At 68.8% G+C, this 12443-nt stretch carries 10 protein-coding genes and 1 other RNA gene; 6 read left to right on the plus strand and 5 right to left on the minus strand.

Annotation, left to right across the window (positions count from 1 at the left end):
* Window positions 1-3 precede the first annotated feature (3 nt).
* The 4 genes from rnpB (at window position 4) to HSX43_RS10730 (ending at window position 1886) form a co-directional block, all read left to right on the plus strand.
* An RNA gene (gene rnpB / locus HSX43_RS10715) (RNase P RNA component class A) lies at window positions 4-399 on the plus strand.
* Window positions 400-517: 118 nt separating this feature from the next.
* Entirely contained in the window at window positions 518-874 is a 357-nt protein-coding gene (locus HSX43_RS10720; RefSeq protein ID WP_179380124.1) for a hypothetical protein, read from the plus strand.
* Between the two features lie 91 nt (window positions 875-965).
* A complete protein-coding gene (rpmG, locus tag HSX43_RS10725) occupies window positions 966-1133 on the plus strand; it encodes a 50S ribosomal protein L33 (RefSeq protein WP_011454349.1) in 168 nt (55 codons plus the stop codon).
* Window positions 1134-1379: 246 nt separating this feature from the next.
* The gene (locus tag HSX43_RS10730; RefSeq protein WP_179380125.1) at window positions 1380-1886 is read left to right on the plus strand and encodes a GNAT family N-acetyltransferase; all 507 of its coding nucleotides are present in this window, start codon (window positions 1380-1382) and stop codon (window positions 1884-1886) included.
* Window positions 1887-1888: 2 nt separating this feature from the next.
* Here the strand turns inward: HSX43_RS10730 and HSX43_RS10735 are convergent, their stop codons facing one another.
* The 4 genes from HSX43_RS10735 to HSX43_RS10750 form a co-directional block, all read right to left on the minus strand.
* Window positions 1889-3040: a DUF1501 domain-containing protein gene (locus HSX43_RS10735; protein ID WP_179380126.1), complete on the minus strand. Its 1152-nt coding sequence runs from the start codon at window positions 3038-3040 to the stop codon at window positions 1889-1891.
* Between the two features lie 12 nt (window positions 3041-3052).
* Window positions 3053-4399: a DUF1800 domain-containing protein gene (locus HSX43_RS10740; protein WP_179380127.1), complete on the minus strand. Its 1347-nt coding sequence runs from the start codon at window positions 4397-4399 to the stop codon at window positions 3053-3055.
* A gap of 97 nt (window positions 4400-4496) precedes the next feature.
* Entirely contained in the window at window positions 4497-6269 is a 1773-nt protein-coding gene (gene aspS, locus HSX43_RS10745; protein WP_179380128.1) for an aspartate--tRNA ligase, read from the minus strand.
* Between the two features lie 78 nt (window positions 6270-6347).
* Window positions 6348-7040: an HAD-IA family hydrolase gene (locus tag HSX43_RS10750; RefSeq protein WP_179380129.1), complete on the minus strand. Its 693-nt coding sequence runs from the start codon at window positions 7038-7040 to the stop codon at window positions 6348-6350.
* A 159-nt stretch (window positions 7041-7199) separates the two neighbouring features.
* Here HSX43_RS10750 and carB point away from each other — a divergent pair, with 159 nt between their 5' ends.
* Both carB and HSX43_RS10760 read left to right on the plus strand, forming a co-directional pair.
* Window positions 7200-10520, plus strand: a complete 3321-nt coding sequence (gene carB, locus HSX43_RS10755) for a carbamoyl-phosphate synthase large subunit (RefSeq protein WP_179380130.1) — start codon at window positions 7200-7202, stop codon at window positions 10518-10520.
* A 148-nt stretch (window positions 10521-10668) separates the two neighbouring features.
* Complete coding sequence (locus HSX43_RS10760) at window positions 10669-11796, plus strand: beta-ketoacyl-ACP synthase III (RefSeq protein ID WP_179380131.1); 1128 nt, start codon at window positions 10669-10671, stop codon at window positions 11794-11796.
* A gap of 6 nt (window positions 11797-11802) precedes the next feature.
* On the opposite strand, the gene HSX43_RS10765 is transcribed toward HSX43_RS10760, so the two are convergent.
* On the minus strand, window positions 11803-12273 hold the full coding sequence (locus tag HSX43_RS10765; RefSeq protein ID WP_179380132.1) for a phage regulatory CII family protein: 471 nt from the start codon (window positions 12271-12273) through the stop codon (window positions 11803-11805).
* Window positions 12274-12443: the final 170 nt, after the last annotated feature.

Genomic DNA, 12443 nt, shown 5'->3' on the forward strand with positions numbered 1-12443 from the left:
GGCGCGGGGGGCCGGACGGCCGCGGGGGCAACTCCGAGGAAAGTCCGGACTCCACGAAGCGACGGTGCCGGGTAACGCCCGGGCGGCGACCGCGGGGAGACCCGCGGGAAGCCGACGGACAGCGCCACAGAGAACAGACAGCCCCGCATGCGGGGCAATGGTGAAACGGTGCGGTAAGGCGCACCGGGGGGGCGGCAACGTCCTCCGCACGGCAAGCCCCACCGGGAGCAATGCCAAATAGGGATCCCGCGTCGCGGGCCTTCGGGCCGGGCAAGGCGCTTCGCCCCAGGGATCCGGGTTGGCAGCTCGAGGCCGCGAAGCGATTCGCGGTCCAGATGAATGGCCGTCGAACCGGAGCGATCCGGGGAACAGAATCCGGCTTACAGGCCCCCCGCGCGCTTCTCCGGGGCCCATATCGGGCGGTTTTCCTGCCCCTACGTCATCCAAAGCTTGATTTTCGCGCGTTAACCACGCCTTGATGGCTCGGGGAGTAGGGTGACGTCGAACGGAGAGCCGTGTGAGACGCACCATGATGACACGCGATGCAAGGCCCGAGGGGTCGGAGGCCCCTGCGGTGATCTGTGCCGATGGGCGGATGGTCGCCCTGCCGCAGGACATCCTCGGGACGCTTGGCTTCGCGCCGGACGACGACCTGAGCGGCCTGCCCTTCGCCAGCTTCTGGCCGCTCGCGGAACGCGAGGTGCCGGCCAGGGCACTGGAGCGCGCCCGCGTCGGCAAACCCTGCCAGATCGACCTCGACCTCGCCTATGCCGCCGACCGCGACCAGAGGTGCCGCATCGAGCTTTCGGCCTCCGGGCGGGACGACGTGATCCACATGAAGGTTGTTGCGCCGCGCGACCCCGCATCGGGTTGACACGCCCCCTGAGCCGGATAGAAGGCAGCTTCCGGATTTACCGGCGGTGCGCGCCCGCGGCGTGTGCCCCGACCGTTGCAGGAGACACCCGATGGCGAAGCCCACCACGATCAAGATCCGGCTGAATTCCTCCGCCGGCACCGGCCACTTCTACGTGACCAAGAAGAACGCGCGCACGATGACCGAGAAGATGGTCGTGCGGAAGTACGACCCGGTCGCGCGCAAACATGTCGAGTACAAGGAAGGCAAGATCAAGTAAGGCCCTGCGCCCGAAGATCTTTTCGCATTTTCCGAAAAGGGCCGTCCCGGATCGCCGGGGCGGCCCTTTCCTTATGCGCGCCACCGCACGGCGGCCCGCCGGCTTCGGCGGAACTTCGCCGCCATGTCGCCGCAGATGCCTAACAGACTCCCAATCTCAACCCAATTTTAAGCCTTCGTCACGAGTCATTAACGACCGGCCCGAGACATCCCGACTCGGGTCGCTGTCCAGAATGGAGGCTTCCAGATGACCACTACGATCCGCCCCGCGACCGCCGCCGACCGGCCGGCCGTCGACGCCCTGCTCGCGGCCGTCTACCCGCAGATGCTCGCCGCAGACTATCCGGCCGAAACCCTGCGCATCGCCCATCCGCTGATCGCGAAATCGAACCCCGACCTTCTGTCGAGCGGGACCTACCACCTCGTCGAGGAGGACGGCATGCTCGTGTCCGTCGGGGGCTGGTCGCGCGGCTATCCGACGGCGGAGGACGCGGGCGATACGGGCCACGTGCGCCACGTGGCGACGCACCCCGACCACCTGCACAAGGGTCACGCCGCGCTGATCATGCGCAAGGTCCTCGCAGAAGCGCAGGACGCGGGGCTCGCCCGGCTCGAATGCCTCTCGACGGTGACGGCGCGCCGCTTCTACGCCGGCATGGGCTTCCACGCGAAGGCACGGATCGAGGCCGACATCGGCGGCGGCGTGAAGTTCCCGGCCGTGAAGATGGAGGCCATGCTCCCCGAGCACGCCTGAGGTCAGGCCAGAAGCCCGGGGTCGGCCCCAATGTCGAGCCCCGGGAACACATCCGTCGCGAGCGCCGTGCGCCCGGTGCCGAAGAGGCCGTGTAGGGCCCAGGCCGCATAGGCGCGCACGTCGCGCGTGGGCATCAGGTCGCGCCGGTCGAGCAGGTTCGCCTCGGCCAGGCCGGGCCAGTCGCCCCACACGCGCCCGCCGCGCAGCGCGCCACCGGCGAGGATCATCGTACCGCCGGTGCCGTGATCGGTGCCGAGGGTGCCGTTCTCGAAGGCCGTGCGCCCGAATTCCGTCATCACGAGAACCATCGTCTTGTCCCAGACAGGTCCCAGATCGTCCCGCAGCCGCATGAGGCCCGTCGAAAGCCCGCGCAGCGCCCGCCGGATCTGGGTCGCCTGCCCGCGGTGCGTGTCCCAGCCGCCGATCGAGAGGGCCGCGATCCGGGCGTCCTCGCGCAGCTGCGCCGCCGCGAAGCCGAAGAGCGCCTCCTCGCGCTGACCGTCGATCTCCGCGCTCTCGGCGGCGAGACCGAGCGCCTGCTCCGCGCTCGCCCGGAAGAGCGGATCGTCGTGGTAGCTGTGCAGAAGGAGGTCCGCCGTCGCGGGCGCGAGGTCGAGCCGCGCGTCGGGGGCCCAGCTCGACCGGGGGGCGTTGCCGCGCAGGATGAGCATCTCCTCGCGTCCCACGGCGAAGGCAGTGCGGCCGTCGGCCTGCGGCAGATGCGGCAGCAGGCGATTGAGCCAGCCGTCGCGGCCGACGAGGGGGGGCACTTCGCCCGCGGTGCCCGCCTCGAGGATGTCCTGCCCGTCGAAATGGCTGCGCCCGTCACGATAGGGCGTGCTGGTGGCCTGCGCGAAGCCGAGATCGCCCGCCTCCCAGAGCGGCAGGAGATCGGCGAGATGGGGCGTCAACGCGTGGAAGCCCGTTAGGTCGAGCGCCCCGCGCTCGGGGCCGATCTCGAAACCGGGGCGCAGGGCCCGGAGCGCGGGGTCGCCATAAGGCTGCAACACGTCGAGCCCGTCCATCGCCCCGCGCAGGATCACCACGGCCAGCCGGCTCTCGACCGTCGGAACGGCCGCGAAGCTCACCGGCGTCATCAGGGGGAAGGCCGCCGCGGAGCATCCGAGATACCCGAGGAGTTCACGCCTGTTCATCGCTGTCGTCTCCTATCTGCGCTGAAAGTCGCGGGATGCGAGGACGAGCCCCACGCCCGCCGCCCGATCTTCGGCCGAGGCGGCCGCGAAGCGCGTGCGTTCACCCGCGATCGGCCCGAGCGCCGTCTCGACGAAGACCCGGGGGTCGGGCACCGGGTCGATCGTGCGCACGGCACGTTCGATCCATTCGAGCCGCGCGGCCAGACCCTGCGGCGTGATCCAGGACGCCGCGTCCTCGGGCCAGCCGTCGGGCCCGGGCGGACGCTGCCAGCTCTGTCCCATCGCGCCAAGCGGATTGACGAGCGAATCGCGCAGGACGCGGATGCGCGTGCTGTCGAGCCATGGCCCGAGATCGGTCGCGCGCGCCACCGCCCCCATCATGTCGAGGGGCCGCCGCACCTTGCGCAGCTCCGGATCCCAGGCGGCGGGGTGATCGAGGAGCGTGCCGTAAACAGCCATCAGATCGCCGTCGCTGCGGACCCATGTGTCGGCCATGGCGGTGACCAGATCCTCGGGCGGCGTGTCGGCGATGAAGTGGCGGGCGAGTTTCCAGGACAGGTGCCGCGCCGTGTCGGGATGGACCGACAGATCGTCGAGTACGGCGGTGATGTCCGCCCGGTCGGGCGTGTCGCCGCCGTAGCTGCGGCCCAGAACCGTCTCGGCCCCGGGCTCCGCATGGTTGCGCCGGAAGGTCGTCTCGCCCTGCTTGTTGATACCGAGCCCGGTCAGAAGCTCGGCCAGTTGAACGACGTCGGTCTGCGCGTAGGTGCCGTTCACGCCGATCGTATGCAGCTCCAGCACCTCGCGGGCGAGGTTCTCGTTCATGCCGCCGTCGCGGCGCGCGCGCACCGAGTTCGGACCGATCGAGCGGTATTGATCGAGATAGAACAGCATCGCCGGGTGGGTCACGGCGGATCGGAGCAGGTCGGCGAAACGGCCGGCCACGTGGGGACGGATCGCCTCCTCGTGGTAGGCTCCGACGCTGCGCCGCAGGTAGCCGCGGCCGTCCTCGACGGCGAAGTGGTCGGCCCAGAACCAGGCCAGCCGCTCGCGCAGGCCGTCGCGCGTTTCGGCTGCGCGCCGCAAGGCGATGGCCAGGTCGCGGAAATAGCGCTGGTTCATGCGGCGGTAGTGCCGGCGGAAAGCCTCGGCCTCCGCCTCGCCGTCGCGGCGGACGCGGCGTTTGCGCACGTACTCCCGCGTGCGCTCGTAGCGTGTGGCCCAGGTCTCGCCGGGAAACCGCTCCGCGATCTCGTCGGTGCCGGCAAGGCGCGACAGAACCTCGGCCGCATCGCGGGGCGCGGGGATCTTGGGGGACAGCCCGGTTCCGAACCGGATCGCGGCGAGGGTCTCGATCATGGGGCGAAGATAGGCGCCCCGAGGCCGCTTGCACAGGGGACCGCACGCGATCCCGGCGGGAAATGGCGATGCGGCGGGCCGGTGCCCGCCGACCACGTCAGTCCGTCGGCGCGAGGCGCAGTCCGAGCTCCATCAGCTGCCCCGGAACGGGCTCCGACGGAGCCCCCATCATCAGGTCTTCGGCGCGCTGGTTCATCGGGAAGAGGATGACCTCGCGGATGTTCGCCTCGTCGGCCAGGAGCATGACGATCCGGTCGATGCCCGCAGCGCAGCCGCCGTGGGGGGGGGCACCGTACTGGAACGCCTTGACCATGCCGCCGAAGCGCTTTTCGACCTCGTCGCGGCCATAGCCGGCCAGTTCGAAGGCCTTGAACATGATCTCGGGCCGGTGGTTCCGGATCGCGCCCGAAATCAGCTCGTAGCCGTTGCAGGCGAGATCATACTGATAGCCCAGCACCTCGAGCGGATCGCCCTCCAGCGCTTCCATCCCGCCCTGCGGCATGGAGAAGGGGTTGTGGCTGAAGTCGATCTTTCCCTCGTCATCCTTCTCGTACATCGGGAAGTCGACGATCCAGGCGAAGGCAAAGCGGTCCTGATCGGTCAGGCCCAGCTCGTCGCCGATGACGACGCGGGCCCGGCCCGCGACGGCCTCGAATTCCGACGCCTTGCCCCCGAGGAAGAACGCCGCATCGCCCACGCCGAGGCCCAGCTGCTGCCGGATCGCCTCGGTCCGCTCGGGGCCGATGTTCTTGGCGAGCGGGCCGGCGGCCTCCATGCCCCCCTCGGCCTCGCGCCAGAAGATGTAGCCCATGCCCGGCAGGCCCTGCTCCTGCGCGAACTTGTTCATGCGGTCGCAGAACTTGCGGCTGCCGCCGGTGGGGGCGGGGATGGCGCGGATCTCGGTGCCGTCCTTTTCCAGGAGGTTCGCGAAGATGGCGAAGCCGGAGCCGCGGAAATGCTCGGAGACGTCCTGCATCCGGATCGGGTTGCGCAGGTCGGGCTTGTCCGTTCCGAACATCAGCGCCGCATCCTTGTAGGAGATAAGCGGCCAGTCTGCATCGACCTTGCGGCCCCCGCCGAACTCCTCGAATAGGCCCGATATCACCGGCTGAATCGTATCGAAAACATCCTGTTGCGAGACGAAGCTCATCTCCATGTCGAGCTGGTAGAAGTCGGTGGGAGAGCGGTCGGCGCGGGGGTCCTCGTCGCGGAAGCAAGGCGCGATCTGGAAGTACTTATCGAACCCCGAGACCATCAGGAGTTGTTTGAACTGCTGCGGGGCCTGCGGCAGGGCGTAGACCTTGCCGGGATGGAGCCGCGAGGGCACGACGAAGTCGCGCGCGCCCTCGGGGCTCGACGCCGTGATGATCGGGGTCTGGAACTCATTGAAGCCCTGGTCCCACATGCGGTTGCGGATCGAGCGCACGACGTTCGAGCGCAGGATCATGTTGCGTTGCATCTGCTCGCGCCGCAGATCGAGGAAGCGATACTTGAGCCGCGTCTCCTCGGGGTATTCCTGATCGCCGAAGACGATGAGCGGCAGCTCGCCCGCCGCGCCCAGCACTTCGAGATCGCGCACGAAGACCTCGACCTCGCCGGTCGGGATCTTGGGGTTCACGAGCTCGGGGTCGCGGGCCTTCACGTTGCCGTCGATGCGGATGCACCACTCGGAGCGCACCTTCTCCATCTCGGCGAAGACGGGGCTGTCGGGGTCGCAGAGCACCTGCGTCACGCCGTAGTGATCGCGCAGGTCGATGAAGAGGATGCCGCCATGATCCCGGATGCGGTGGACCCAACCGGACAGGCGGACCGTATCGCCCACGTTGTCCTTGGTCAGACCGGCGCAGGTGTGGGTGCGAAAGGCGTGCATGGGAGGTCTCCGGGCGTCGCGAAATCAGGGTTGGCCCGATCAACACGGCCCCCGGTGCGGTGTCAACCTACTCCGCCGCTACTCCGCGGCATGGGGCAGGTCGTCCGGCCCCGCGGTGTCCGCGAGGATCGCGCCCGGGTCGATCTCTTCCAGGGTCTCGACGCCCTCGGGGAAGGTCCGCCCCGCCGCCGCGAGGCCCGGCACGCCGAGCGTGCGGAGACCCGCCGCGCGGGCCGCCTCCGCCCCTTCCGGGGTGTCCTCCAGGGCGGTCACGTCACCGGCCGGCAGCGCCAGCGCGCAGAGCGCGGCGTCGTAGATGTCGGGGGCCGGCTTGGCCGCCTCGACCCGCGTGCGGTCGCCGACCCAGTCGAAATCGTCGCGCGAGAACGACAGCGCAGCGAGCAACCCGTCGAGCTGATCCGGGTCGGTCGTCGTCACCAGGGCGACGCGCATCCCGCGCGCCCGCGCCACGGCCATCAACTCGCGCACGCCGGGCCGCGTCGATGCCCCCTGCGTCTCGAGGATCTGCGCGAAGTGGTGCTTCTTCTCGGCATGGAGCGCCGCCGCGTCGACCCGGTCGCCCGTGGCCGCCGCGTAGCGCGCGATCCGCTCGCGCCCGCCGGGCAGCGCGAGCAGCCGGCGATAGGTCTCCCGATCCCAGATCCAGTCCAGATCGGCCGCCGCGAAGGTCAGGTTGAAGGCGCGGCGTTGCAGCTCGCTCGTCTCGGCCAACGTGCCGATCGAGCCGAAGAACAGGGCGGATGCACTCATCTTCATCTCTCCATGGGGGACGGGGTCGGTCCCCCGATAATCTAGGCGCGAGTCGAGCCGGGACCAGAGGCGCGACAGATTCTGTCCCCCCGCCCTTGCCCCCTGCGGCAGACCGTCCTAGACGGCGCACGTTTGCCAGATCACGCGGGGGAGGCTTCGATGCCCAAACGGACCGACATCGAGTCGATCATGATAATCGGCGCGGGTCCGATCGTGATCGGGCAGGCCTGCGAATTCGACTACTCCGGTGCCCAGGCGTGCAAGGCGCTGCGCGAGGAGGGCTATCGCGTCATACTCGTCAACTCGAACCCCGCGACGATCATGACGGACCCGGGGCTGGCCGATGCGACCTATATCGAGCCGATCACCCCCGACGTCGTGGCCCGGATCATCGAGAAGGAGCGTCCCGACGCGCTCCTGCCCACGATGGGCGGACAGACGGGGCTCAATACCTCTCTGGCCCTCGATGACATGGGCGTGCTGGAGAAATTCGGCGTGGAGCTCATCGGGGCGAAGCGCGAGGCCATCGAGATGGCGGAGGACCGCAAGCTCTTCCGGGAGGCGATGGACCGGCTCGGCATCGAGAACCCGAAGGCGACGATCGTCGACGCGCCGAAGCGCGAGAACGGCACCCATGACATCGCCACGGGGATGCAGAACGCCATGGACGCGCTGGAGTTCGTGGGCCTGCCGGCGATCATCCGGCCGGCGTTCACGCTCGGCGGCACGGGCGGCGGCGTGGCCTACAACCGCGCCGACTACGAGCGGATCTGCCGCACGGGGCTGGAGGCCTCGCCGGTCGCGCAGATCCTCGTGGACGAGAGCCTGCTCGGCTGGAAGGAGTTCGAGATGGAGGTCGTCCGCGACAAGGCGGACAACGCGATCATCGTTTGCTCCATCGAGAACGTGGACCCGATGGGCGTGCACACCGGGGATTCCATCACCGTCGCGCCGGCGCTGACGCTGACGGACAAGGAATACCAGATCATGCGCACGCATTCGATCAACGTGCTGCGCGAGATCGGGGTCGAGACGGGCGGGTCCAACGTGCAATGGGCGGTGAACCCGGCCGACGGGCGCATGGTCGTGATCGAGATGAACCCGCGGGTGTCGCGCTCCTCGGCGCTGGCGTCGAAGGCCACGGGCTTTCCCATCGCCAAGATCGCCGCGAAGCTGGCCGTGGGCTATACGCTCGACGAGCTCGACAACGATATCACCAAGGTCACGCCGGCGAGTTTCGAGCCGACGATCGACTACGTCGTCACCAAGATCCCGCGCTTCGCCTTCGAGAAGTTCCCCGGCGCGGAGCCGTCGCTGACGACCGCGATGAAATCGGTGGGCGAGGCCATGGCCATCGGCCGGACCTTCCACGAGAGCATGCAGAAGGCGCTCGCCTCGATGGAAACCGGGTTGACCGGGTTTGACGAAATCGAACTTCCCGACGATCCGGCCGCCATCAAGGCGACCCTCGGCCGGCAGACGCCTGACCGCCTGCGGGTGATCGCGCAGGCCATGCGCGCGGGACTGACCAACGACGAGATACAGGCGGTGACGTCCTTCGACCCCTGGTTCCTGGCGCGGATCAGGGAAATCATCGACTTGGAGGCCGACGTTAAGAAGAATGGCCTGCCCGTAACGGCCGAGGCGCTGCGCCGGCTGAAGACGTTCGGCTTCACCGATGCACGGCTTGCGACGCTGACGGGGCGGACGGAGGACAACGTCCGCCGGGCGCGGCAGAACCTGGGCGTGGTTGCACAATTCAAACGTATCGACACTTGCGCCGCCGAGTTCGAGGCGCAGACGCCCTACATGTACTCCACCTACGAGACCCCGGTGATGGGCGAGGCGGAATGCGAAAGCCGGCCGACGGAGGCGAAGAAGGTCGTCATCCTGGGCGGGGGCCCCAACCGCATCGGGCAGGGCATCGAGTTCGACTACTGCTGCTGCCACGCCTGTTTCGCGCTGAGCGCGCAGGGCTACGAGACGATCATGGTCAACTGCAACCCCGAGACCGTCTCGACCGACTACGACACGTCGGACCGGCTCTACTTCGAGCCGCTGACCTTCGAGCACGTCATGGAAATCCTGCGGATCGAGCAGGCGTCGGGCACGCTGCACGGTGTCATCGTGCAGTTCGGGGGGCAGACGCCCCTTAAGCTCGCCAATGCGCTGCATGACGCGGGCATCCCGATCCTCGGGACGACGCCCGATGCGATCGACCTGGCCGAGGACCGGGAGCGGTTCGCGGCGCTCGTCAACCAGCTGGGCCTGAAGCAGCCGGCGAATGCCATCGCCCATTCCGACGCCGAGGCCCGCCTGCGCGCCGAGGAGCTGGGCTATCCCCTCGTGATCCGGCCGTCCTACGTGCTGGGCGGGCGTGCGATGGAGATCGTGCGCGATACCGCGCAGCTGGAGCGCTACATCCGCGACGCGGTGGTCGTCTCGGGCGACAGCCCCGTGCTCCTCGACAGCTACCTTTCGGGGGCGATCGAGGTCGATGTCGACGCGCTCTCGGACGGGACGGACGTGCATGTGGCCGGCATCATGCAGCACATCGAGGAGGCGGGCGTGCATTCGGGCGACAGCGCCTGCTGCCTGCCGCCGCATACGCTGAGCCGCGACGTCATCAACACGATCCGGGAGCAGACCGAGGCACTGGCCAAGGCGCTGCGGGTCGTCGGGCTGATGAACGTGCAGTTCGCCGTGAAGGACGAAGAGGTCTACCTGATCGAGGTGAACCCGCGCGCGTCCCGCACGGTGCCCTTCGTGGCGAAGGCCGTCGATTCGGCCATCGCCTCGATCGCCGCGCGCCTGATGGCGGGCGAGCCCCTGTCGAACTTCCCGCTGCGCGCCCCCTACCCCGCCGATGCCGAGATCGCCCATGTGCCGATGGGCGACACGATGATGCTGGGCCAGCCGGACACGCCCTGGTTCAGCGTCAAGGAAGCGGTGCTGCCCTTCGCCCGTTTCCCGGGTGTCGACACGCTCCTCGGCCCCGAGATGCGCTCGACGGGCGAGGTCATGGGCTGGGACCGCAGCTTCGCGCGCGCGTTCCTCAAGGCGCAGCTCGGCGCGGGCGTCACGCTGCCCACCGGGGGCACGGCCTTCCTGTCGATCAAGGAGGCCGACAAGACCGCGCAGCTGGCCGAGACGGCGGCGGTCCTGACGGACATGGGCTTCTCGATCCTCGCGACATCGGGGACGGCGGAGTTCCTGGCGCGGCACGGCATCGAGAGCCGGCACGTCAACAAGGCCTACGAGGGCGGGCGCACGATCGTCGACGTGATGAAGGACGGCGAGGTCGCGCTGGTGATGAACACCACCGAGGGCGCGCAGGCGGTGGAGGACAGCCGGTCCATGCGCAACGTCGCGTTGATGGACCGGATCCCCTATTACACCACGCTTGCCGGGGCCCATGCCGCCGCCCTCGCCATGCGCGCCCGCGCCGAGGGCGACGTCGAGGTGCGCTCGCTGCAGTAGCCGGGCACACGGGCCGGACGCGTCCGTTACGGCGAAACCCAACGGGACGGACGGGCGCGCGACGGCCTGACGCCACGATGCGCCGGCGCGACCTTGACCCGGGGGCCGCGGGCCTTCACATCTCCTCCACCGCCCGGAGGAGATGACGATGACCCAGGAACGCCGCGCCGCGATCACCGGATCGGGTGTCTTCACGCCCTCCGAGGTCATCACGAACGACGAGCTGGTGGTGGCCTTCAACGCCTATGCCGACCGTCAGAACGCGCTCCACGCGGAGGCCATCGCCGCGGGCGAGCGCGCGCCGGTGCCGCAGTCGAGCGCGGAGTTCATCAAGTCGGCCAGCGGGATCGAACAGCGCTTCGTGCTCGACAAGGCCGGCACGCTCGACCCCGACCGGATGTTCCCGCGCCTGGCCGACCGCCCCGACGATGCGCCGAGCCAGATGGCCGAGATGGCGGTGACGGCCTGCACCGAGGCGCTTGCAAAGGCCGGTGTCGCGGCGGGCGAGATCGACGCGGTGATCTGCGCGGCCTCGAACCACGAGCGCGCCTATCCGGCGATCGCCATCGAGATCCAGGAGCTCCTGGGCACCGGCGGCTTCGCCTTCGACATGAACGTCGCCTGTTCCTCGGCGACCTTCGGCATCCAGGCGGCGACGGACATGATCCGCTCGGGCTCCATCGACCGCGCGATCGTGGTGAACCCGGAGATCTGCTCGGCCCATCTCGAATGGCGCGACCGGGATTGCCATTTCATCTTCGGCGACGTCTGCACCGCCGTCGTGCTCGAGGCGGAGGACCTCGCCAAGGGCGACCGGTTCGTCATCCGCTCCACCCGCTGCGCGACGCAGTTCTCGAACAACATCCGCAACAACGACGGATTCCTGCGGCGCACGCGCGACGCGATGGACGACCGCCGCGACATGCAGTTCGTCCAGAACGGCCGCAAGGTCTTCAAGGAAGTGCTGCCGATGGTGTCGAAGCACATCGCCGACCACATGGCCGACGAGGGCGTGGGCGCCGACGACCTCAAGCGGCTCTGGCTGCACCAGGCGAACAAGTCGATGAACGACTTCATCGGAAAGAAGGTTCTGGGCCGGGTGCCCGATCCAGCGGAACAGCCGAACATCCTGCAGGACTACGCGAACACCTCCTCGGCCGGCTCGATCATCGCCTTCGCCAAGTACTCCGAAGACCTCGCGCCCGGCGACACGGGCCTGATCTGCTCCTTCGGGGCGGGGTATTCGGTGGGCTCCGTGCTGGTGACGCGGGCCTGAGACGCGTCAACCGGTGGAGATTTCCGCCTCCAGGTGCAGTTTCATCTCGATGAGGACGCGCTGCAGCTCCTGCGTCTCGGCCAGCATCCGCTGCGCCTCCGCCGGGGTGATGATATTGTCGGCGATCGCGTCGGCATAGCTCGCCATCAGCATCGCGAACCGCTGCGACATGGCGACGACGTCGTCGTTGACCTGCCCCGTCTCGGCGGGGTCGGGGCGGGCGTTGCGGTCGAGACTGATCGTGAGGCCCGCGATCTCGGCCAGGGCCCCGGTGACATAGGGGTAGTCCGCCACCTGCTCCAGCCGGGCGACCGCGTCGACGGGGATGAAGCGGCCCGCGTGTTCCTCGTGCGGGGCGTAATAGCGCCCGAGCGTCGTCTTCGAGCGCCCCGTCACCGTCGCGGCGGCCTCGACGCCGACGGACTTGACGAGGGCTTCGGTCTGTCGCCGGAGCAACTGATTGATGGTATCCGCCATGTCACCCTCCCGAAGTGACGTCAGGTTAACCCGCGGATCGCAAGGGGGAAAGACGGCATCGCTTTCCCCTGACCCGAAAGACGGCGGCGACGTAGACAGCGCGCGAAGCGGGCCGGCACGTCCAGAAGGCCATCACTCACGAGATCCCGCTTCGACCGGTGTCGCCCCCG

The sequence above is a fragment of the Jannaschia marina genome (assembly GCF_013404595.1).
Classification (GTDB): domain Bacteria; phylum Pseudomonadota; class Alphaproteobacteria; order Rhodobacterales; family Rhodobacteraceae; genus Jannaschia; species Jannaschia marina.